Here is a 20,825-nt window from a genome sequence, read left to right on the forward strand (position 1 = left end):
TATAAGTTCATTTTTGCATTCAAAACTGAGCTCAGAGCCATGCTTCACGACGAGGTCGTCAACCGCATCCGCGCCATCCTGCTCGACGGCGAAATCCCGCCGGGCGCGCGGATTCCCGAGCGCGAGCTGTGCGAGCGGCTCGAGATCTCGCGGACGCCGCTGCGCGAGGCGCTCAAGGTGCTGGCGGCGGAAGGGCTCGTGCAGTTGCTGCCGCATCGCGGCTCGCGGGCAGCAAAGCTGACCGACAAGGACATGCGCGACCTGTTCGAGGTCTGCCAGGGCTTGGAGGCTCTCGCGGGCGAACTCGCCTGCGAGCGCATCAGCGACGCCGAGATCGATGCGATCGCCGCCGCACATGCGGACATGGTGCAGCATTATCGCGAGCGCGACCTGATCCAGTACTACCGTGGCAATCGCGCCATTCACGAAGCCATCGTGACCGCAGCGGGAAATCCTGTGCTCGCCGGGCTTTACGCCTCGGTGACCGCGCGCATCCGGCGCGCGCGCTATGTCACGCCGATGACGGCGCAGCGCTGGGCGCTCGCCGTGAAGGAGCACGAGGCAATCCTGAACGCGCTTCAGCGCCGCGACGGTGTCGGGCTCGCCCACATCCTGCGTGCGCATCTGCGTCACAAGCGCGAAGAGGTGCTGCAGGCCGGCTTTGCCGAGACGGAAGGCAATGACGTCACGTTGAGAATTGCGTAACGCGCAATTCCGCGCCTTGGCGCAGCCTGCCTTTGGACGTCGCTTTCGCGCTCCGGCTATCGTTCTCGTTCAGCGTGCCGTACCGGGTGATTCCACTTGCTAGCTTGTCGCAACCGGCGCAGCATGCTTTCGCCGCCCTCCGGCCACGTGGCCGATCGGGCGGCCGCTTACCGCGCCAACGATTGCGCAAAACAAAAGACGAAAGCGGAGGAAAAGAATGACACTCGATGTCTCGCGTCGGTCCCTACTCGCACTTGGGGCCGGTCTCGGCGCCAGCGCCATGCTCGGCAGCAGCGCGATGGCGCGGGCGCCCAAGCTCGGCACTCAGACGCCCTACTGGCACCGCTTCATTCTCGGCGATGCCGAGGTGACCGTGGTATCCGACGGACCGCTTCCGCTCGGCGATCCCTCCGGGACCTTCACCGGCGTTCCCAAGGAAGAGGTCAAGAAGATGCTGGCCGACAATTTCCTGTCGCCGGACAATGTCGTGCTCGAACAGAACTCTCCGATCGTGAACACCGGTGACAAGCTCATCCTGTTCGACACCGGCATGGGCTCATCGAAGATGTTCGGCGCCAGCACCGGACGGCAGCAGAAGAGCATGACCGAGGCCGGCATCAAGCCGGGCGACATCGATGCCGTCGTATGCTCGCATGCCCATATCGATCATATCGGCGGCATCGTCGACGAAGGCGGCAAGCCGCTGTTCCCCAACGCGCAAGTCTACATTGCCCAGAGCGATTTCGACTTCTGGACCGACGAAGGCAAGCTCGGCAGCGCGGCCAAGGATTTCGTCGTCCACGCCCGCAAGAACCTGCTGCCGGTCCGGGATCGGATCAAATTCTTTAGGGATGGAGAGGAATTCCTGCCCGGCGTGCAGGCGATCGCGGCCCCAGGCCACACCGTCGGCCACACCATCTTCATGGTGACGTCGGCCGGCAAGTCGTTCGCCTTCCTCGGCGATCTCTCGCACCATTCGGTGCTGCTGCTGGAGAAGCCACGGATGGAGTTCTCCTACGATTCCGACCCGAAGCAGGCGGCCGAGTCGCGCGTCAAGCTGCTGACGATGCTGGCCGCCAACAAGATCCCGGTGATGTCCTATCACTTCGCCTGGCCAGGCTATGGCCATGTCGCCAAAGCCGGAGATGGTTTCCGCTACTATCCGGAGCCGATGAAGATGACGTTGTAGCCGTCAGTTCAGATCCGGGCGGCGCGAGCCGCCCGGATCTGTGCGGTCCCACGCGGCGAACCTTACAGGCACTCCAGGCGGGCCCGCAGCTGGGCGTCGCTCTCACGGCCCAATGCAAGCAATGCGGAATACGGGTCCCCGGCAATGCCGAGCGCGGCGGCAAACGCGGGCTCGGTCTTCATCCCGCGCGCCCTATGGTCGGCCACGGCTTTGCGCAGACGCCCGTCGTCGAGCGCGAGCAATCTCCGCTCGATTTCGAAGTGCAGCCAGCCTTCCTGCTGATCGACCGGCCTGGGATCGCCGAACAGCTCGAACGGCCAGCCGTCCCACTCGAAGCGGGCGACCACCGGCCGCCGGCTGGAGCACCATTGGTAGAGCGCAAACCCGCCACAGGCGCGGTACCGGCGCCAGATCACTTCGGCGAAAGCCACCGCGTCCAGAACATGGCAGACGACATCGATGTCGCTCAATGGCGTCGCAAGCCCCAAAGGCAGCGTCCCGACCACGCGTGGATCGAACTCCCGCAGCTCGTCGAGCAATCCCGAACTGCCGATCGCACTTTCGTAGTCCATTGATCGCCGCTGCGCCGCGAATGTCAGCAGCCGAGCTGATCGGCGATGCCGCCAAAATCCTTCGCGACGATGTCCCACTTGCCGGTTGCTTCGAAATCGACCTTCTGAAGCGGGCCGTATTCGGTCGGTCGCGCCACGAAGGCGGTCTTCAATCCGTTCTTCTGGGCGGCAGCGAGATCGCCATTGTGGGCCGCGACCATCATCACCTCTTCCGGCTTGAGGCAGAGCAGCTTTGCTGCGCCGAGATAGGTTTCCGGATCGGGCTTGTAGTGCTCGAACAGCTCGGCCGACATGATGAGGTCCCACGGCAGGCCGGCGAACTTCGCCATGTTGGTGAGCAGCGCGACGTTGCCGTTCGAGAGCGGCGAGATCACGAACTTTGATTTCAGCCGCATCAAGCCGGCGACGCTGTCGGGCCAGGGATGCAGGCGGTGCCAGCCTTTGGTGAGGTAGTCGAGATCGGCCTCGGTGAGGCCCCTGATCGCGAATTGATCGACCAGCTGCTCCAGCGAGCGGCGATGCAGATCGTCGAGCATGACGTAGCCGCGCTCGGGATGTTGGCGCACGTCGTCCATCGAGGCCATGTACATGCCGCGCCAGCCGTCGACCAGCGCGGTCCAATCGGCGGTGATGCCGCGCTGCTTGCTCCACCACATGAAGTCGGTAATCAGGCTGGTGCGCCAGTCCACGACTGTGCCGAACACGTCGAAGACGAGGGCTTTGACGGCGGAGAGATTGGATGGTGTGGTCATGCTTCGCTCCGCTCATTTTGTTTTGGCCCGGCTAGCCGGCCGAGATCGAGGGCTTTAAAGCATGATCCGTTCCATGCAACAATAGCGCTAGTTCGGCGCATCAAGCACGTGAGGGACGAGTTTGGTCGCCTACCTCAACTCGTCGGGGTGAAGCGCACCGGCCATGACAACCGTCTCTGTCGCATACATATTGCTCGAGGATGCCCGCCTCCCGGACGAGGAGGCTTTGATCCAGTTCTTACGCGTTCGTCATGCCGACATACGCTGGAACCGTAGCACCTTCGCACCGAGCGACGGTGCTGACGGTCCCCTGTTCATCCGCGCAGGAGATCATCTCATGACGATCCTCCTGATGCCTGCGCCGATACCTTTCGATCAGCAATTGTGGGAGCGGGCTTCCTGGCTGTGGCCGGAAGCTTTCCACGCCGCTCGACGCCATCGTGCGCACCTCGTGGTCGCGCCGATGGGCTCTGCCGAAGGCAATACGGAAACGAAAGCGCTGGATTTTGCCGAGAATACGTACCTCACGACCGCCTTTGTGGGTGCCGTGGTTGCGGCACTGCCTAATGTTGTCGCCGTCATCTGGGACGGAAAAATCGGCCGTTCCCCCGAGATGTGGCTGGAGCAGTCAAGCCGCGCGTTCGAGGCGTATCCAGATCAGCCGTTCGGATTGTGGATGGACATCGTCCCCTTCCGTTCCGGCAAGACCCTGGGAGCTTATACGCTCGGATTGTCCGCGTTCGCTGGACGAGAGATCGAGTTTGAGGTGGACGGGCTTGACGAACGCACCGTCACCGGCCGGGTTGCCCAGCTCTCGGCATTTCTCATCGCTGCCGACCCCGACGCGAGCTTCAAGAACGGTGAGGTGTTCAAACCGGACTCCGAGATCGACCATCGCGTTGCTGTGCTCCATCGCAAGTCGCGCTTCAACCTTGGGCCGGTCATCTCCTTCTCATCTCTTGATGATCGATCGGGGAGAATCAGGACCTATCCGATCATTCCTCCTTCCATCGCCGGAAATCATCCTCTGCTGATCATGCTGGCAAAGGTTGGGCATTTCGATCCGGCGCATCCAAGAAACAAAATCGGTCTCAAGCCTGATCACTACGTCTCCGAAGTACGCCTGGAGAGCTTCGATGAAGGCCTCGCGCAGGCGCTGTCCCGTATGATTGCAACTGACACCTATGCCGAGGCCGACATAAACGCGCGCAGCGCGCTCGCGCGCGGAGACATGGCGACCGCGAAGTCCATTCTTCAGCCCTGGGCCGATGAGGTTGGGCAGCTCCAGGGGGCCGTCATGCTGGCTCTGATGTTGCGCGACCTGCACATGTTCGCCCCGGCACCGCATCGCAGCCCATAGCAGACAGACGACGGGTCCGTCTGCGACCAAAGCGCCGAGCAATCGCGCGCGGATGACCGCGGCCTCAATCCAGATGGAACTTCGCCAGCTCGCGGTGCTCGGCCTTGATGTAGCGCACGGTGCCGGTGACGGAGCGCATCACCACCGTCTCGGTCTCGATCACGCCGTCCTTGCGGAACTTGACGCCCGACAGCAGCGAGCCCGTGGTGACGCCGGTGGCGGCGAACAGGCAGTCGCCGCGTGCCATGTCCTCGATGCCGTAGATCATCTTGGGATCGTTGACGCCCATCTTGGCGGCGCGCTCGCGCTTCTCCTCGGAATCGAGGATGAGGCGGCACTGCATCTGGCCGCCGATGCAGCGCAGCGCCACGGCGGCGAGCACGCCTTCCGGTGCACCGCCGGTGCCGAGATACATGTCGACGCCGGTGTTGTCGGGGTCGGCGCAATGGATGACGCCGGCAACGTCGCCGTCGGTGATCAGGCGTACGGCCGCACCGGTCGAGCGCACGCTCGAAATGATGTCGGCATGGCGCGGACGGTCGAGCACGAGAACGGTGATGCCCTCGGGCTTCACGCCCTTGGCCTTGGCGAGGCGGCGGACATTGTCGGCCGGCGAGGCATCGAGATCGACGACGCCCTTGTCGTAGCCGGGGCCGATCGCGAGCTTCTGCATGTAGACGTCGGGGGCGTGCAGCAGCGTGCCGCCGTCAGCCATCGCCATGGTGGCGATCGAGCCCGGCATGTTCTTGGCGCACAGCGTGGTGCCTTCGAGCGGGTCGACCGCGATATCGACCTCGGGACCTGCCTTGAGGCCGACCTGCTCGCCGATATAGAGCATCGGCGCCTCGTCGCGTTCGCCCTCGCCGATCACGATGGTGCCCTGGATCGGCAGCTTGTTGAGCTCGCGCCTCATGGCGTCGACGGCGGCCTGGTCGGCCGCCTTCTCGTTGCCGTGGCCGCGCAACCGCGCCGACGACACCGCCGCCCGCTCCGTCACCCGCACGATCTCCAGCGTGAGAATGCGCTCGAGCAAGGCGTGCGGGGGGACTTCAATATGGGTCGACATCGGCTTACTCCTTCGAAACGTTTGGGACGGAAATCTCCGCCCGCATCAACTCACAACGCCCGGTGTTCGTTCGAACGAACGACCGCCTCAGTTCTTCTCGATCCGGATCACCTGCGGCCGTCCGCTGATCACCTTGTCCTTCTGCACGGCGGCGAGCGCACGGCGCACGGCATCCTCGTGAGTGGCATAGGTGATCAGGATGACGGGCACCGGGACAGCCTTGCCGTCAGTGGGCGCAGCGCCGCCATTGGGATGACGCTGCACGATCGACTCGATCGAAATCTTCTGCTCGGCAAGCCGCGTCGCGATCGCGGCCGCAGTGCCGGGGAAATCGCGGGCGAGCAGGCGAATGTAATAGCCGCCCTCGTGGCGCTCCATCGGCGCCTTCTTGGTGTCGCGCAGCTGCCCGATCGGCCGGCCGAACGGATTGGCGCGGATGCCGCGCGCGACGTCGGCGATATCGGCGACGACGGCGGATGCGGTCGCGGCACCGCCCGCGCCGGGGCCGACCAGCGTGATCGGCGGAATGCCTTCGCCATCGATCGTGACCGCATTAGTGACACCCATCACCTGCGCGATCGAGGAGGATTTCGGCACCATGGTCGGATGCACGCGCTGCTCGATGCCCTTGGCGGTGCGAACGGCGACACCGAGCAGTTTGAGCCGATAACCGAGATCGTCGGCGGCGCGAAGATCTTCCGGCGCGATGGAGGAGATGCCTTCGACATACACCGCACTTTGAGCAACTTTCGTGCCGAAAGCGAGGCTGGCGAGAATGGCGAGCTTCTGCGCGGTGTCGTGGCCGTCGACGTCGAAGGACGGATTGGCCTCGGCATAGCCGAGCCGCTGGGCATCCTTGAGGCATTCGGCGAAGGACAGGCCCTCCTGCTCCATCCGGGTCAGGATGTAATTGCAGGTGCCGTTGAGGATGCCGTAGACGCGGTTGACGCCGGTTCCGGCAAGCCCTTCGCGCAACGTCTTGATGACGGGGATCGCGGCGCCGACCGCTGCCTCGAAATTCAGCGCACCGCCGTGCTTTTCAGCCGCCTTGGCCAGCTTGAGGCCGTGCTTGGCGAGCAGCGCTTTGTTGGCTGTGACGACCGACTTGCCGGCACCGAGCGCAGCGTCCACCGCCGACAGCGCGGGATCGCCGGCGCCGCCCATCAGCTCGACGAAGCAATCGACCTCCGGATGCGTGGCGAGCGCGATCGGGTCCTTCGCCCAATCGAAGCCGCGCAGGTCGATGCCGCGTTTCTTCGCCTTCGAACGCGCTGTGACCGCAACCACGCGGATGCCCCGGCCGCTGCGCCCTGCGAGCACGCGCGCCTGTGTTTCGATCAAACGGATAACCTCGGCACCCACGGTGCCGAGCCCCGCTATGCCCACTTTCAGCGGTGCGACCATGATACTTCAGAAAACCTGCAGAAGAGAATTACCGCCGATTGGCGAGAGGAACCACGTTGTGCAACGTTTCGATGCCGCTTTCAAGGAAGCGGCGGACGCCGCGCGCGGCCTGCCTGATCCGTTGCTCGTTTTCCACCATGGCGATGCGGACATATCCTTCACCATGCTCGCCGAAGCCGACGCCGGGCGAGACCGCGACGCCGGATTTCTCCACCAACAGGGTCGCGAACTGCATGCTGCCGACGCTGCGGAAGGCTTCCGGCAGCGGCACCCAGGCGAACATCGAGGCCTCCGGCGCCGGGATTTCCCACCCAGCCCGGCCGAACGATTCCACCAGCGCGTCGCGGCGCTTGCGGTAGGTGTCGCGCATCTCCTTGATGCAATCGTCGGGGCCGTTCAGCGCGGCGGTCGCCGCGACCTGCACCGGCGTGAACGCGCCGTAATCGAGATAGGATTTGACGCGGGCGAGCGCGGCGATCACGCGCTCATTGCCGACTGCAAAGCCCATGCGCCAGCCGGCCATCGAATAGGTCTTCGACATCGAGGTGAACTCGACGGTGCAGTCCATCGCGCCCGGCACCTCCAGCACCGAGGGCGGCGGGTTGCTCTCGTCGAAATAGACCTCGGCATAAGCGAGATCGGACAGGATCAGGATCTCGTGCTTCTTCGCGAAGGCGACGAGGTCCTTGTAGAAGTCGAGGCTCGCGACATAGGCGGTCGGGTTCGAGGGATAGCAGACGACGAGCGCGAGCGGCTTGGGGATCGAATGCACGATCGCCCGCTCCGCCGCCTCGAAGAATTGCGGCGTCGGCTCCGACGGCACCGAGCGGATGACGCCGCCCGCCATCAAGAAACCGAAGGCGTGAATCGGGTAGCTCGGGTTCGGACAGAGGATGACGTCGCCCGGCGCGGTGATCGCCTGCGCCACGTTGGCGAAACCTTCCTTCGAGCCCAGCGTCGCCACGACCTGGGTGTCGGGGTTCAGCTTCACGCCGAAGCGGCGGGCGTAATAGGCGGCCTGGGCCCGGCGCAGCCCGGGGATGCCGCGCGAGGCCGAGTAGCGGTCGGTGCGCGGCTTGCCGAGCGTCTCCTTCAGCTTCTCCAGCACATGCGCCGGCGCCGGCAGGTCCGGATTGCCCATGCCGAGGTCAATGATGTCGGCGCCGGCATTGCGCGCAGCCGCCTTGGCCCGGTTGACCTGCTCGAACACGTAAGGCGGAAGGCGGCGAATGCGGTAAAATTCTTCCATGGCTCTCTGGGCTCCGGGCAACCGGTCAGGACAGAATCGACAGGCCGCGAGGGCCGGCACGAAAGCACTCAGGCTCCATCGCGAAAATTACTCAGAATCAAATACTTAGAGCAATCGTCGGCAACGAAGATTGAAGTCGTTCGCCCTGACTCCAGGCTGAACCGAGGTCTTTTAGCACGGCAAAGCGGAGGCGCCAGCGATTACGTTGGCAGTCTCGCGGCCACGGGCCTATTTGGCGTCCTTGGCGGCAGCGGCCTGGCGATCGCGCGCGGCGGCGAGCTCGGCCTCGATCTTGGCGCGCTGCTCCAGCGGGATGATCGCCTGATCGCGATCCGGCGGCAGATCGTGCACGGGCAGATAGCTCCCGGGCTCCCTGGCGCGCGGCGGCGCATCCGCGGGCGCCAGATCCGCGAGTTGACTCGAACACCCGCCCAGGGCGAGCGCCGCCATCAGCACCGCGCCGCAGATCGGCAGCGACTTTTGCAGGTCCCATAACGCCAACACTTGGGAAATCCCCTACTCGTCCCAAAGCACGGCCCCGGGCAAGCTTACCCAAGACCGTGCCCAAGCTCAAACCATTGCTGCCCAAATGGTGCGAGCGAGAAAACAACCGATGCCCAACAAGCCGAGCCGTGCGGCCCGATTGTGACGGAACCAAGAAGATTTGTCGCAGTGCAACACATCTTCGAGAGTGTTTAACGTCAAACCTGCGAGCTTCGCGGTGACGAATACGGAATGAATCGTTACTGTTCTGCTCATGAGTATGGCCACGACCGATACGCCGAAACCCGAGACGAAGTTCGATGCCGAAGCCTTTGCGATGAACGTCGCGCGGGCGATGGAGAGCGGCGGCAAGGCGCTCGCCGCCTACCTCAAGCCGCGCGAGAGCGGCGAGGTGCAGGACCGCCCGCCGGCCGAGCTTGCCGAGGTCGTCAAGACGTTCACGTCGGTCGCCGAATATTGGCTGTCGGACACGTCCCGCTCGTCCGATCTCCAGACCAAGCTTGCCAAGGACTATCTCGACCTGTGGGGCTCGGCGGTGCGTCGCATGGCCGGTCAGGACGCCGAGCCCGCGATCGCGCCCTCGCCGCGCGACAAGCGCTTTGCCGATCCGGAATGGAAGTCGAACCAGTTCTTCGACTTCGTCATGCAGCTCTATCTGCTCACGACCAAATGGGCGCAGGAGCTGGTGCGCGACGCCGAAGGTCTCGATCCGCACACGCGCCGCAAGGCCGAGTTCTACGTCCAGCAGGTCACCAACGCGCTCTCGCCGTCGAACTTCGTGCTGACCAACCCCGAGGTGCTGCGCGAGACGGTGGCGTCCAGCGGCGAGAACCTCGCGCGCGGCCTGAAGATGCTGGCCGAGGACATCGCCGCCGGCAAGGGCATGCTGAAGATCCGCCAGTCCAACCCGGACAATCTCGTCGTCGGCGTCAACATGGCGACGACGCCGGGCAAGGTGATCTACCAGAACGAGATGATGCAGCTGATCCAGTATTCGCCGACGACGGAGAAGGTGCTGCGCACCCCGCTCCTGATCGTGCCGCCCTGGATCAACAAGTTCTACATCCTCGATCTCAAGCCGGAGAAATCCTACATCAAGTGGTGCGTCGACCAGGGCATCACCGTCTTCGTGATCTCATGGGTCAATCCCGACAAGCGGCTCGGCAACAAGGGCTGGGAAGACTACATGAAGGAAGGCCCGCTCACGGCGATGGACGTGATCGAGAAGATCACCGGCGAGATGAAGGTGCACACCGCCGGCTATTGCGTCGGCGGCACCATGCTTGCGACCACGCTGGCCTGGCTCGCGGAAAAGCGCCGCCAGCGCGTGTCGTCCGCGACATTCTTCGCCGCCCAAGTCGACTTCACCCATGCCGGCGATCTGCTCGTGTTCGTCGACGAGGAGCAGATCGCCGCGATCGAGCAGGACATGAAGACTGCCGGCGTGCTCGAAGGCTCGAAGATGGCCATGGCCTTCAACATGCTGCGCTCCAACGACCTGATCTGGTCCTACGTGGTCAGCAACTATCTGAAAGGCCAGCAGCCGAGCGCGTTCGACCTGTTGCATTGGAACTCCGATGCGACACGAATGACCCAGGCCAACCATTCCTATTACCTGCGCAATTGCTACCTGGAGAACCGGCTATCCACCGGCACGATGGCGCTCGACAACACCCTGCTCGATCTCTCCAAGGTGAAGGTGCCGGTCTACAATCTCGCCACCCGCGAGGATCACATCGCGCCCGCGGAATCGGTGCTCTACGGCTCGCAATTCTTCGGCGGCCCCGTGAAATACGTGCTGTCCGGCTCGGGCCACATCGCGGGCGTGGTCAATCCGCCTGCCGCGAACAAGTACCAGTATTGGACCAACGACAACATCAAGAACGTCAGCGTCGCGCAGTGGATGAAGGGCGCCACCGAGCACAAGGGCTCATGGTGGCCGGACTGGCGGGAGTGGCTGGGCGAGCTCGACCCCGAGGAAGTCCCGGCGCGCGTGGTCGGCAGCGACGCATTTCCGCCGATCGAGGACGCGCCCGGCAGCTATGTCAGAGTTCGCGCGTAGCGGAATCCGGCGCGCTTTCGTATAGACTAATTGTTTGAGCATGATCTTTTCGGAAAACCGCTACTCACTTTTCCGGATCATGCTCTAGCCTCAATCCAGCGACGACACAGGGACCGGCACTATGACACGCGAATTGTTCTGGCTGACACTGACGGTGATCCTGACGGGAGTTCTGTGGGTTCCCTACATCATCAACCGCTGCCAGGTTCGCGGGCTGAGCGGCGCCATGGCCAACCCCTCGCGCGGCGACAAGCCCCAGGCGGAGTGGGCCAACCGGCTGATGTTCGCCCATGACAACGCGGTCGAGAACCTCGTCATCTTCGCCCCGCTGGTGCTGATCCTGAACGCGATCGACTATTCCACGAAATGGACGGTGCTCGCCTGCGCCGTCTATTTCTGGTCGCGCATCGCGCACATCATCGTCTATGCGCTCGGAATTCCGGTGTTCCGCACCCTCGCCTTCACCGTCGGCTTCTTCGCCCAGGCCGTGCTGGTGCTGGCGATCTTCAGGGTGGTTTGAAGCACTTTCCACGTCATTGCGAGGAGCCCTTGCGACGAAGCAATCCAGACTATTTCCGCGGTGGAAGCTCTGGATTGCTTCGCTTCGCTCGCAATGACGGAGGATAGAGGCCTGCCTCACTCCTCCGGCAGGCCGAGCATCAGCCGCATGTTCTGCACGGCTGCGCCGGATGCCCCCTTGCCGAGATTGTCGAGCCGGGCGACCAATAGCGCCTGGTGATATTTGTCGCTGGCGAAGACGTAGAGCTCGAGCATGTTGGTCTCGTTGAGCGCCTCCGGCTCGAGCCGGCCGCCCTTGCTCGCCTCGTTTTGCAGCGGCATCACCTTGACGTATTTCGAGCCGGCGTAACGTTTTGCCATCGCCGCCTGCAGGTCGGCGCCGCCGGGCTTGCCCGGCAGCGTGTCGAGCTGGAGCGGCACCGAGACCAGCATGCCCTGCCGGTAGTTGCCGACCGAGGGAATGAAGATCGGCCGCCGCGTCAGGTTCGAATAGAGCTGCATCTCCGGCAGATGCTTGTGCTCGAAGCCGAGGCCGTAGAGCTCGAAGGACGGGGCGCTGCCATCCTCGAAGCTTGCGATCATCGACTTGCCACCGCCGGAATAGCCGCTCACCGCGTTGACGGTGACGGGATAATCAGGCGGCAGCAGGCCGGCATCGACGATCGGCCGCAGCAGCGCGATCGCGCCGGTCGGATAGCAGCCGGGATTGGAGACCTTCTTCGCGGCCTTGATCTTGCCGGCCTGGTCCGGCGTCAGCTCCGCAAAGCCGTAAGCCCAGTCCGGCGCGACCCGGTAGGCGGTCGAGGCATCCAGCACCTTCGGCGCGTGAGCCCCCATGCCGTCGACCAGGGCAACGGTTTCCTTGGCGGCATCGTCGGGAAGGCAGAGGATGACGAGATCCACCTCCTCCATCAGCGCCTTCTTGGCCGCGGGATCCTTGCGCTTGTCGTCGGCAATGGTCTTCACCGCGACGTCGCTTTGGAGCTTCAGCCGCTCATTGATGCCGAGGCCGGTGGTACCGGAACCGCCATCGACGAAGACGGTGGCCGGCTTCTTTGCCGCGCTGGTGGCCGGAGCTTTGGTGGTGTCAGCGAGGCTCATGATGCGCTCCCTTCGAGCATGTTCGTGTCGTCTGCGAAAACCTGCGGCCTTGCCTGCCGCATCAATTGTGAGATCCGCTTGGCATCGGCATCGCCGCCGTCAAGCGCATTCGCGATCGCTGCATAATCGGCCTCCGACTTGTGCTGGTTCAGCTTGAAGCTGCCTTCGACCTCCTCAACGGTCATGACCAGCCCAACGATCCCTTTTTTCATCGTCTCCAGCCGACCCGCCGTCATCTTGGCCGACGTCCACGGCTTTTTCGGCAGCAGCCAGCTCTCGAACTTGGCGCTGAGCACCTCGAGCTGCAGCGCCAGCTCGTCATCCGACAACAGCCGAACCGGCCCGCTCAGATGCACCGACTGGTAGAGCCAGGTCGGAACCTGATCCGGCGAGACGTACCAGTCCGGCGATACATAGGCATCCGGGCCGTTGACCGCGAGCAGCCACGACGCCTCGCCGCCCGCCAGCTTTAGCAGCGGATTGTGACGGGCGAGATGAAAGGCAGCCTGCGGCGTGCCATCTGCGGCATAGGTCAAATAGAACGGCAACGGCGAGGCGATCGGCCGCTTGCCATCGAAGGCGCACATCGTGCCGAAGCCGCGCTCCTCGGCGAATTTCAGGCTCGCGGCGCGGTCCTGCTTGAAAAAGGGTGGCGTGTACATCGTGGTCTCCTGCTGGGCCTCCTCGGGGGACCGCCGGATCAGATCGCGCTGACAGGAGAGAGGATGCCGCGGATCGGGTCCAGCGGCAAAGACGATGATCTCAAACGCGATCGACCGCCCAAACCGCTAAGCTGCGGCGGCGGCGACGGGCGAACAGAATGGTCGCGGCGTTGATCATGGCGCGCGGCTATAATGCCCGCTGGTTCCATGGTCAAGAGCAAATCGGTTCAGTGGGACGGCAGGATGCCGCACGCGCGACGGCAGGACGCGCACAGATGTCATCGGCCCGCCGTGGAATTTCCACTAGAAGTAGGGGTTTTCGAGAACGACCGGCGGGACACAACCTCTTCGCCGGCCCCGAGCCGTTCGCACCCAGCCTCAGGACATCACCATGACCGAGATTACTCGTCGCGCAACGCTAGCCGGCGCCGCCGCATCGGCGCTCCTGCCTTTCGTGAAGATTTCGCCCGCGGGCGCCGCCGCGCCGCTGGCCGAGAAGCAGAATGCGAGCTTCTATCGCTACAATGTCGGCACCCACCAGGTCACGGTGGTCTGCGATGGCGTTGCGACCGTCAATCTGACCGACAATTACGCCGCCGGCGCCAGCAAGGATGACATCAACAAAGTGTTCGCCGAGCACCACCTGACAGCCGACAAGGTCACCCACACCTTCAACCCGGTCGTGGTCAACACCGGACCGAAGCTCGTCGTCATCGATACCGGGCTCGGTCCCGACCAGTTCACGCAGTCGAAGGGCAAGGTCGGCCAATTCCAGAATAATCTCGCCGCCGCCGGCATCGACCGCGCGGCGGTCGATACTGTCATCATCTCCCATTTCCATGGCGACCACATCAACGGCCTGCTGGCGGCCGAGAACAAGCCCGCCTTCCCCAATGCCGAGATCCTGGTTCCGGCGGTGGAATGGAAGTTCTGGATGGATGACGGCGAGATGAGCAAAGGGATGGGCAATCCGATCCTCGAGAACAATTTCAAGAACATCCGCCGCGTGTTCGATGCCCTGGGCCGCAAGGTCACACAATATGAGGCCGGCAAGGAGGTCGCGCCCGGTATCACCTCGGTAGCGAGCCCCGGCCACACGCCAGGCCACAATTCCTTCATCGTCGCCTCCGGCGCCGAGAAGGTGCTGGTGCAGGTGGATATCACCGCGGGCGCAGCGTTCCTGTTCGTGAAGCATCCCGAATGGAACATCGCATCCGACGTCGACAAACCGCTGGCCCAGCAGACGCGCCGCAAGCTCTACGACATGGCGATTGCCGAGAAGATGCCGATCCAGGCCTTCCACGCCGCCTTCCCCGGTCTCGTCCGGGTCGAGAAGGACGGCTCCGGATATCGCTGGATCCCCGCGATCTGGAACGCATCGCTGTAGGCTTGCTTAGAAGGCTTGGCCTGACGCCCTGACCGGGCGGCCCCGTTGCCCGGTCAGATCACCCGCCAGATCCACTCCATGATCTTGGCGAGCACGTCGCCGAACAGCAGGAGCACGGCCGACCAGATCAGGGCCGAGACGAAGTTTGCAGCCTGGAAGGTCCAATAGGGCATCTCGAAGATGCCGGCCGCGAGCGGCACCGAGGCGCGCAGGGGTCCGAAGAAGCGCCCGATGAAGATGCTGGGGACGCCCCAGCTGCGCACGAAAGCCTCGCCTCTGGGGAGCAGTCCCGGATAGCGCGAGAGCGGCCACATCTCGGCGACCTTCTCCTTGTAGCGATAGCCGAACCAGTAGGAGACCCAGTCACCCAGCGCCGCGCCGAGGGCGCCGGCAATCCAGACCGGAAAAAAGCTGATGCCGCTGACCCCGATCAGCGCACCGATTGCCACCAGCGCGCCCCAGGCCGGGACCAGCAGCGAGATGAAGGCGAGCGACTCTCCGAAGGCCAGCACGAACACGATTGGCGCTGCCCAAGCCTGGTGAACGCGCACGAAGTCAGTGAGGGCGTGCGCAAACTGCTCCATCCAAAATAGCCTTCCCGCCCCGTCTCAAGGTGCTGCTCGATGAAAAGGACTGGTAAGCCAAGGACTTGTGTGACATCAAGTCACAAAACCCAGACATCACCAAGCCGGCACGTCAAATTGCCGGGAAATGGCGAGGCTGCGGCGTAAAATCGCCCGGATTCGCTCCCAACCCACAGCGCCCAGTCCGCCCCTACGGTAACCTTTCCAAGTCAGAAGTGGCATAGTCGGCTTAACCGATTCGCCGCTTCTGCGGCCCTCAAAACCCATCAAGATATATGTCCAAGCAGTTGAAGCCAAAAGCAAAAGACGATTTCTTCGGCGGTGACGAGCCGAAGCCCCGCACAGCCGTCAAGGCGGCGCCGCGCAGTGGGGGGGAAGCCGATTACACGGCAGCCGACATCGAGGTGCTCGAGGGGCTGGAACCGGTGCGGCGCCGGCCCGGCATGTATATCGGCGGCACCGACGAGAAGGCGCTGCATCATCTGTTCGCCGAAGTCATCGACAACTCGATGGACGAGGCGTTGGCCGGGCATGCGACCTTCATCGGAGTCGAGCTGAGTGCGGACGGTTTCCTGACCGTCACCGACAACGGCCGCGGTATCCCGATCGATCCGCATCCGAAATTCCCGAAGAAGTCGGCGCTCGAAGTCATCATGTGCACGCTGCATTCGGGCGGCAAGTTCGACAGCAAGGTCTACGAGACCTCGGGCGGTCTGCACGGCGTCGGCATCTCCGTGGTGAACGCCCTCTCCTCGCGTCTCGAGGTCGAGGTCGCGCGCAGCCAGAAGCTCTACCGCATGACCTTCGAGCGCGGCCATCCCAAGGGCAAGCTCGAGGACCTCGGCAAGGTCAACAACCGCCGCGGCACGCGCGTGCGCTTCAAGCCCGACACCGACATCTTCGGGCAGAAGGCCGCGTTCAAGCCGCAGCGCCTGTTCAAGATGACGCGCTCGAAGGCCTACCTGTTCGGCGGCGTCGAGATCCGCTGGAACTGCGCGCCCGAGCTGCTCAAAGGCGTAGAGGACGTGCCGGCGGAAGCGACGTTCCACTTCCCGGGCGGCCTCAAGGACTATCTCGCTGCTGCGATCCACGCCGACACGCTGGTGCATCCGGACATCTTCTCCGGCAAGTCGGGACGCAACGGCGCGCACGGCGCCTGCGAATGGGCGGTGGCCTGGACCGCGGATGCCGACGGCTTCCTTTCCTCCTACACCAACACCGTGCCGACGCCCGACGGCGGCACCCACGAATCCGGCCTGCGCAGCGCGCTGCTGCGCGGCTTGAAGGATCACGCCGAGCGCGTCGGCCAGGGCAAGCGCGCCGCCTCCGTCACCTCGGAAGACGTGATGGTGGGCGCCGCCGTGATGCTTTCGGTGTTCGTGCGCGAGCCTGAATTCCAGGGCCAGACCAAGGATCGCCTCGCCACCGCCGAAGCGCAACGCATCGTCGAGCAGGCGATGAAGGACCCGTTCGACCATTGGCTGTCGGGCAATCCGAACATGGCCAACCGACTGCTCGACTTCGTCATCGACCGCGCCGAGGAGCGGCTGCGGCGGCGGCAGGAGAAGGAGACCGCACGCAAGACGGCCGGCAAGAAGCTGCGCCTGCCCGGCAAGCTCGCCGACTGCACCGATGCCGGCACCGAGGGCTCGGAGCTGTTCATCGTCGAGGGCGACTCGGCCGGCGGCAGCGCCAAGCAGGCGCGCGACCGCAAGACCCAGGCCGTGCTGCCGCTGCGCGGCAAGATCCTCAACGTCGCCTCCGCCGGCAAGGACAAGCTGACGGCGAACGCGCAGCTCTCCGACCTCGTGCAGGCGATCGGCTGCGGCACGCTCGCGCAATATCGCGAGGAGGATCTGCGCTATCAGCGCATCATCATCATGACCGACGCCGACGTCGACGGCGCCCACATCGCCTCGCTCCTGATCACCTTCTTCTATCGCCAGATGCCGCGGCTGATCGACGAAGGCCATCTCTTCCTCGCGGTGCCGCCGCTCTACAAGCTGACCCACGGCTCCAAGTCGGTCTACGCCCGCGACGACGCGCATAAGGAGGCGCTGCTCAAGAGCGCGTTCAACGCCAACGCCAAGGTCGAGGTGAACCGCTTCAAAGGGCTCGGCGAGATGATGCCCGCGCAGCTCAAGGAGACCACCATGGACCCGGCCAGGCGGACGCTGCTCAAGGTGGTGCTGCTGGCCGACGACCGCGACACCACGGCGGATTCGGTCGAGCGGCTGATGGGCACCAAGGCCGAGGCGCGCTTTGCCTTCATCTCGGACAAGGCCGAGTTTGCCAGCGACGAGCTGCTGGACGTTTGAGGCGGCAACCAAACCGGCTGCACGCCAACACAGCCCCGGCCCAAAGCCGGGGCTGTGTCTTTGGGGCAGCGGCCGCCGTTTCGGACCAGTTTGCCTTGTGTGCTGCCGGGATCTTCGTTGCTTTCCGGATTCGTCTCGCGGCGACTCGGCCAGCGACTCAGCGGATGCTGCGGCCGGGAGCAGGATTGCCTCCGTCTCGGACAAAACCGAATTTGCTAACGAAACCTTACTCAAAATCGAGTCGCTAGAATTCGGTCAAGGCCTTGAAACATAACAATTTTTTTAGATCTGGGCGAGGCCGCCGCAAAATACCCCCACACCGGCGTTTTCCGGCGACTGTGCCTGTCCGGCAACAGCATTTCGGCAAGAACCGTCTATAGTCCGGTCATCAGATGACACGGACTTCAGTGCGCTCGCGCCGACAAGGTTTGGGGATTTAAAATGAAGAAGACATTGCTCGCTCTGACCGCGGTTGCGGCGATGACCGGCACGGCCTCGGCTGCCGACTTGGGCGCCCGTCCCTACGCGAAGGCCCCGATGCCGGCGCCCGTCGCCAACTGGACCGGCTTCTACGTCTTCGGCGGCGGCGGCGGCGGCCTCTCCAATGCTGACCAGCAGATTGTCGACACCGCCACGGGTACCCCGCTGACCATCACCCAGCGTCAGGGCGGTTCCGGTTGGTTTGGTACGGTCGGCGCTGGTTACGACTGGCAGTTCAGCGGCACCTGGGTGGCCGGTGTGTTTGGCGACGCTCAGTTCGGCAGCATCCGCTCCACCATCCAGGATCCGATCTTCGACATCACTGGTAACCAGAAGCTGGAGACCTCTTGGGCCGCGGGCGTGCGCCTCGGCTGGCTGGTCGCTCCGAACGTTCTCTCCTACGTCAACGGCGGTTACTCCGGCGCTCACTTCGGCCGCACCAACTTCACGACGCTCGGCGGTACCCCGGCCGGTGTTCACCTCAATGGCTACGATCGTCACGGCTGGTTCATCGGCGGCGGCGTCGAGAACAGCCTGAACATCTTCGGCATCACCTCGCCCGGCTGGTTCATGAAGACCGAGTACCGTTCGGCCTTCTACAATGCCAAGACTGAGGCTATCCGCACCGATATCGGCGACCTCCCGACCATCAACAGCGTCCGCGCCAACAGCTGGAACCAAACGATCTCGACCTCGCTAGTCTACCGCTTCAACTGGACTGGCCCTGTGGTCGCGAAGTACTGATCTGATCGCACGATCAAGCGTCAAAGCCCCGGCATCGCCGGGGCTTTTTCGTTTTGGGCCTAGCGTCCTTGCGGCCACGGCCCATTGTGTCCGTACCAGAGCTACGGCTAGTCTGTCGGCAAGTTTTCGTGGCTGCGGCAGTCGTTGATGCCGTGGAGCGCGACAGAAGCGGACCGATGGGAGGAAGGCATGCGCAGATTTCTGCTGGTGGCAGGCCTGTTTGCAACCGCTCTCGGGCTGCTCTGGATCGGACAGGGCACGGGCACGGTTCCGTGGCCGCGATCGAGCTTCATGGTCAACCAGCTGCACTGGGCCGGCTATGGCGCAGCCATGGCCGGGTTCGGGCTGGTGCTGATCTGGCAGAGCAACCAATAGAAGAACTCAGGGAATCCAAGCATGACATCCAGCCGGTTCGATCTCCGCGGCAAGGTCGCGATCGTCACGGGAGGCAATGGCGGCATCGGGCTCGGCATGGCGCGCGGCCTCGCCGATGCCGGCGCCGACATCGCCGTGGTCGGACGCAACGAGAGCAAGTCCGCCGCCGCCGTGGCCGATCTCAGGCAGCGCGGCGTGAAGGCGATCGCCGTCGCCACCGACGTGACCGACAAGGCGGCGGTCGCAGCCATGATCGACCGTGTCGTCAAGGAGCTCGGCCGCATCGACATCCTCGTCAACAATGCCGGCATGAGCATCCGCAAGCCGCCGCACGAGCTCGAGCTCGACGAGTGGAACAAGGTGATCGACACCAACCTCACCAGCGCCTTCGTGTGCTCGAAGCTGGCCTATCCGGCGCTGAAGGCGTCCGGCAACGGCAAGGTGATCAACATCGGCTCGATGATGTCGATCTTCGGCGCAAGCTTCGCGACCGCCTATGCGGCCAGCAAGGGCGGCATCGTGCAGTACACCCGCGCCTGCGCCAATGCCTGGGCGCCCGACAACATCCAGGTCAACGCCATCCTGCCGGGCTGGATCGACACCGATCTCACCCGCGGCGCGCGACAGCAGGTCTCGGGGCTGCACGAGCGCGTGCTGGCGCGCACGCCTGCGGGGCGCTGGGGCGACATCGACGACTTCGCCGGCATCGCCGTGTTCCTGGCATCGCCCGCGTCGAATTTCGTCACGGGTACGGCGATCCCGGTCGACGGCGGATTCTCGGTGATGGCCTGAAGCCGGCCTGCCCGCCATCCAACAACGCAAAAAAGAAGCCCCGGACGACGCCGGGGCTTTTGAATTGAGACAGTGCTTTTCTTGATCGTTGGTCGCGTTGCGTCGACGTGCTCAGTAGCGGGCGATGGTGGGTGCGTCGAACTTGTAGCTCGCGCGCACCACGGCCCATTGGATGTCGCGCGGCTTGGCATCGAAGGTGTAGTTTCCGGAGGTGCCGCCGAGCTGATAGGTCTGGCTGGTGAAGGCCGCGTAATTGTATTCGAGGCCGACGATCCAGTTGCGGGTGACGCCGTATTCCCAGCCGGCGCCGACGGTCCAGCCGTTGGCCCAATGGGTTTGTCCGCCCGAGCCCGTCGCCACACCGACGGTGTCGGTGACCGAGAGGCGGTTGTTCGCGCCGGCATAGCCGCCCTTGATGTAGAAGAGGTTGTTCTGCACGGCGAAGCCGGCGCGCCCGACCACGGTCGCGAGCACGTTGGTACGCCAGGAGAACACGTCATCCGCGGCGCCAAACACGGTGTTCGTGAACGAGCCCTTGTTGTCGAGACCCGAAATCGTGCCTTCCACGCCGAACACGTAATTGTTGGCCTGCCAATTGTAGCCGATCTGCGCGCCGCCCATGACGCCCGCGTTGCGCTGGCGATAGCCCTCTCCCGGCAGCAGATCGCCGAACGCCGCGCCGGTGCCGTTGTTGATGAACTGCTGGTTGGTCCATGCGCCACCGATGTGGCCGCCGACATAGAAGCCGGTCCAGTTGAAAAGCGGCTCGACATAGGCGGGCGCCTTCGTGTAACGCGCACCGAGATCGGCGGCGGAGGCCGCACCGGTCGAAACCAGAGCCGTCGTGCAGGCAAAGGCGGCAATCAACTTATTACGCATGGTACACCCCGTGTCCTTGATGGACGCACGGTCACAGACGGCTCTTACTAAAATTGAAATCAACACGGTTAACGTGGGGGTTGGGCCCGCATCGCGCCGTGAATCCGATGGCGATGTTGCA

General features: G+C 64.0%; 20 protein-coding genes. 10 read left to right on the plus strand and 10 right to left on the minus strand.

What is annotated here, in order from left to right; genetic code table 11:
- Positions 1–39: 39 nt before the first annotated feature.
- Together I6F36_RS07095 and I6F36_RS07100 are read left to right on the plus strand one after the other, a co-directional pair.
- A complete protein-coding gene (locus tag I6F36_RS07095; RefSeq protein WP_036022947.1) occupies positions 40–705 on the plus strand; it encodes a GntR family transcriptional regulator in 666 nt (221 codons plus the stop codon).
- Positions 706–922: 217 nt separating this feature from the next.
- On the plus strand, positions 923–1,894 hold the full coding sequence (locus I6F36_RS07100) for an MBL fold metallo-hydrolase (protein WP_225171207.1): 972 nt from the start codon (positions 923–925) through the stop codon (positions 1,892–1,894).
- A gap of 62 nt (positions 1,895–1,956) precedes the next feature.
- Here I6F36_RS07100 and I6F36_RS07105 read toward each other — a convergent pair whose 3' ends face one another.
- Together I6F36_RS07105 and I6F36_RS07110 are read right to left on the minus strand one after the other, a co-directional pair.
- A complete protein-coding gene (locus tag I6F36_RS07105; RefSeq protein WP_109143886.1) occupies positions 1,957–2,466 on the minus strand; it encodes a DUF4269 domain-containing protein in 510 nt (169 codons plus the stop codon).
- A 23-nt stretch (positions 2,467–2,489) separates the two neighbouring features.
- A complete protein-coding gene (locus I6F36_RS07110; protein ID WP_036022944.1) occupies positions 2,490–3,218 on the minus strand; it encodes a haloacid dehalogenase type II in 729 nt (242 codons plus the stop codon).
- Positions 3,219–3,555: 337 nt separating this feature from the next.
- Here I6F36_RS07110 and I6F36_RS07115 point away from each other — a divergent pair, with 337 nt between their 5' ends.
- A complete protein-coding gene (locus I6F36_RS07115; RefSeq protein WP_225113557.1) occupies positions 3,556–4,578 on the plus strand; it encodes a hypothetical protein in 1,023 nt (340 codons plus the stop codon).
- A gap of 64 nt (positions 4,579–4,642) precedes the next feature.
- On the opposite strand, the gene glpX is transcribed toward I6F36_RS07115, so the two are convergent.
- The 4 genes from glpX to I6F36_RS07135 form a co-directional block, all read right to left on the minus strand.
- Positions 4,643–5,644 (minus strand): class II fructose-bisphosphatase, encoded by a 1,002-nt coding sequence (gene glpX / locus I6F36_RS07120; RefSeq protein WP_036022942.1) that lies wholly within the window; start codon positions 5,642–5,644, stop codon positions 4,643–4,645.
- An 87-nt stretch (positions 5,645–5,731) separates the two neighbouring features.
- Positions 5,732–7,048 carry a homoserine dehydrogenase gene (locus I6F36_RS07125; RefSeq protein WP_036022941.1) on the minus strand — a complete coding sequence of 439 codons (1,317 nt, stop codon included), beginning with the start codon at positions 7,046–7,048 and terminating at the stop codon, positions 5,732–5,734.
- A 28-nt stretch (positions 7,049–7,076) separates the two neighbouring features.
- Positions 7,077–8,297 carry an LL-diaminopimelate aminotransferase gene (locus I6F36_RS07130; RefSeq protein WP_109143888.1) on the minus strand — a complete coding sequence of 407 codons (1,221 nt, stop codon included), beginning with the start codon at positions 8,295–8,297 and terminating at the stop codon, positions 7,077–7,079.
- 228 nt (positions 8,298–8,525) lie between these two features.
- A complete protein-coding gene (locus I6F36_RS07135; protein WP_225171208.1) occupies positions 8,526–8,801 on the minus strand; it encodes a hypothetical protein in 276 nt (91 codons plus the stop codon).
- Between the two features lie 253 nt (positions 8,802–9,054).
- Between I6F36_RS07135 and I6F36_RS07140 the strand changes: the two genes are divergently transcribed.
- A complete protein-coding gene (locus I6F36_RS07140) occupies positions 9,055–10,863 on the plus strand; it encodes an alpha/beta hydrolase (protein WP_225171209.1) in 1,809 nt (602 codons plus the stop codon).
- 121 nt (positions 10,864–10,984) lie between these two features.
- Positions 10,985–11,383, plus strand: a complete 399-nt coding sequence (locus tag I6F36_RS07145; RefSeq protein ID WP_035999918.1) for an MAPEG family protein — start codon at positions 10,985–10,987, stop codon at positions 11,381–11,383.
- Positions 11,384–11,499: 116 nt separating this feature from the next.
- Here the strand turns inward: I6F36_RS07145 and argC are convergent, their stop codons facing one another.
- Both argC and I6F36_RS07155 read right to left on the minus strand, forming a co-directional pair.
- The gene (gene argC / locus I6F36_RS07150; RefSeq protein WP_036022938.1) at positions 11,500–12,483 is read right to left on the minus strand and encodes an N-acetyl-gamma-glutamyl-phosphate reductase; all 984 of its coding nucleotides are present in this window, start codon (positions 12,481–12,483) and stop codon (positions 11,500–11,502) included.
- The gene (locus I6F36_RS07155; protein WP_036022937.1) at positions 12,480–13,145 is read right to left on the minus strand and encodes an FMN-binding negative transcriptional regulator; all 666 of its coding nucleotides are present in this window, start codon (positions 13,143–13,145) and stop codon (positions 12,480–12,482) included. Before I6F36_RS07155 ends, argC begins: the two co-directional genes overlap by 4 nt.
- Before the next feature lie 391 nt (positions 13,146–13,536).
- Here I6F36_RS07155 and I6F36_RS07160 point away from each other — a divergent pair, with 391 nt between their 5' ends.
- The gene (locus I6F36_RS07160) at positions 13,537–14,532 is read left to right on the plus strand and encodes an MBL fold metallo-hydrolase (RefSeq protein WP_225171210.1); all 996 of its coding nucleotides are present in this window, start codon (positions 13,537–13,539) and stop codon (positions 14,530–14,532) included.
- 53 nt (positions 14,533–14,585) lie between these two features.
- Here the strand turns inward: I6F36_RS07160 and I6F36_RS07165 are convergent, their stop codons facing one another.
- Complete coding sequence (locus I6F36_RS07165; RefSeq protein WP_225171211.1) at positions 14,586–15,116, minus strand: DedA family protein; 531 nt, start codon at positions 15,114–15,116, stop codon at positions 14,586–14,588.
- Between the two features lie 275 nt (positions 15,117–15,391).
- Here I6F36_RS07165 and parE point away from each other — a divergent pair, with 275 nt between their 5' ends.
- The 4 genes from parE to I6F36_RS07185 all read left to right on the plus strand — a co-directional run bounded on the left by parE (position 15,392) and on the right by I6F36_RS07185 (position 19,825).
- Complete coding sequence (gene parE / locus I6F36_RS07170) at positions 15,392–17,434, plus strand: DNA topoisomerase IV subunit B (protein ID WP_035999934.1); 2,043 nt, start codon at positions 15,392–15,394, stop codon at positions 17,432–17,434.
- Positions 17,435–17,875: 441 nt separating this feature from the next.
- Positions 17,876–18,658, plus strand: coding sequence for an outer membrane protein (locus I6F36_RS07175; RefSeq protein ID WP_057029089.1), 783 nt, complete (start codon positions 17,876–17,878; stop codon positions 18,656–18,658).
- 189 nt (positions 18,659–18,847) lie between these two features.
- Entirely contained in the window at positions 18,848–19,033 is a 186-nt protein-coding gene (locus tag I6F36_RS07180; RefSeq protein ID WP_036000069.1) for a hypothetical protein, read from the plus strand.
- A 21-nt stretch (positions 19,034–19,054) separates the two neighbouring features.
- Positions 19,055–19,825, plus strand: a complete 771-nt coding sequence (locus tag I6F36_RS07185; RefSeq protein WP_035999947.1) for an SDR family NAD(P)-dependent oxidoreductase — start codon at positions 19,055–19,057, stop codon at positions 19,823–19,825.
- Positions 19,826–19,936: 111 nt separating this feature from the next.
- Here I6F36_RS07185 and I6F36_RS07190 read toward each other — a convergent pair whose 3' ends face one another.
- Positions 19,937–20,704, minus strand: a complete 768-nt coding sequence (locus I6F36_RS07190; RefSeq protein ID WP_036022935.1) for an outer membrane protein — start codon at positions 20,702–20,704, stop codon at positions 19,937–19,939.
- Positions 20,705–20,825 lie beyond the last annotated feature (121 nt).

Source organism: Bradyrhizobium sp. BRP19 (assembly GCF_020194195.1).
Taxonomy (GTDB): Bacteria; Pseudomonadota; Alphaproteobacteria; order Rhizobiales; family Xanthobacteraceae; genus Bradyrhizobium; species Bradyrhizobium yuanmingense.

Excerpts from the sequence above, each read along its gene's own strand:
- I6F36_RS07110 (WP_036022944.1), bottom strand. The coding sequence starts at position 3,218 with ATGACCACACCATCCAATCTCTCCGCCGTCAAAGCCCTCGTCTTCGAC.
- parE (WP_035999934.1), top strand. The coding sequence starts at position 15,392 with ATGTCCAAGCAGTTGAAGCCAAAAGCAAAAGACGATTTCTTCGGCGGT.
- I6F36_RS07165 (WP_225171211.1), bottom strand. The coding sequence starts at position 15,116 with ATGGAGCAGTTTGCGCACGCCCTCACTGACTTCGTGCGCGTTCACCAG.
- I6F36_RS07185 (WP_035999947.1), top strand. The coding sequence starts at position 19,055 with ATGACATCCAGCCGGTTCGATCTCCGCGGCAAGGTCGCGATCGTCACG.
- glpX (WP_036022942.1), bottom strand. The coding sequence starts at position 5,644 with ATGTCGACCCATATTGAAGTCCCCCCGCACGCCTTGCTCGAGCGCATT.
- I6F36_RS07145 (WP_035999918.1), top strand. The coding sequence starts at position 10,985 with ATGACACGCGAATTGTTCTGGCTGACACTGACGGTGATCCTGACGGGA.
- I6F36_RS07115 (WP_225113557.1), top strand. The coding sequence starts at position 3,556 with ATGACGATCCTCCTGATGCCTGCGCCGATACCTTTCGATCAGCAATTG.
- I6F36_RS07140 (WP_225171209.1), top strand. The coding sequence starts at position 9,055 with ATGAGTATGGCCACGACCGATACGCCGAAACCCGAGACGAAGTTCGAT.
- I6F36_RS07190 (WP_036022935.1), bottom strand. The coding sequence starts at position 20,704 with ATGCGTAATAAGTTGATTGCCGCCTTTGCCTGCACGACGGCTCTGGTT.
- I6F36_RS07180 (WP_036000069.1), top strand. The coding sequence starts at position 18,848 with ATGCGCAGATTTCTGCTGGTGGCAGGCCTGTTTGCAACCGCTCTCGGG.
- I6F36_RS07125 (WP_036022941.1), bottom strand. The coding sequence starts at position 7,048 with ATGGTCGCACCGCTGAAAGTGGGCATAGCGGGGCTCGGCACCGTGGGT.
- I6F36_RS07175 (WP_057029089.1), top strand. The coding sequence starts at position 17,876 with ATGAAGAAGACATTGCTCGCTCTGACCGCGGTTGCGGCGATGACCGGC.
- I6F36_RS07160 (WP_225171210.1), top strand. The coding sequence starts at position 13,537 with ATGACCGAGATTACTCGTCGCGCAACGCTAGCCGGCGCCGCCGCATCG.
- I6F36_RS07105 (WP_109143886.1), bottom strand. The coding sequence starts at position 2,466 with ATGGACTACGAAAGTGCGATCGGCAGTTCGGGATTGCTCGACGAGCTG.
- I6F36_RS07100 (WP_225171207.1), top strand. The coding sequence starts at position 923 with ATGACACTCGATGTCTCGCGTCGGTCCCTACTCGCACTTGGGGCCGGT.
- argC (WP_036022938.1), bottom strand. The coding sequence starts at position 12,483 with ATGAGCCTCGCTGACACCACCAAAGCTCCGGCCACCAGCGCGGCAAAG.
- I6F36_RS07155 (WP_036022937.1), bottom strand. The coding sequence starts at position 13,145 with ATGTACACGCCACCCTTTTTCAAGCAGGACCGCGCCGCGAGCCTGAAA.
- I6F36_RS07095 (WP_036022947.1), top strand. The coding sequence starts at position 40 with ATGCTTCACGACGAGGTCGTCAACCGCATCCGCGCCATCCTGCTCGAC.
- I6F36_RS07130 (WP_109143888.1), bottom strand. The coding sequence starts at position 8,297 with ATGGAAGAATTTTACCGCATTCGCCGCCTTCCGCCTTACGTGTTCGAG.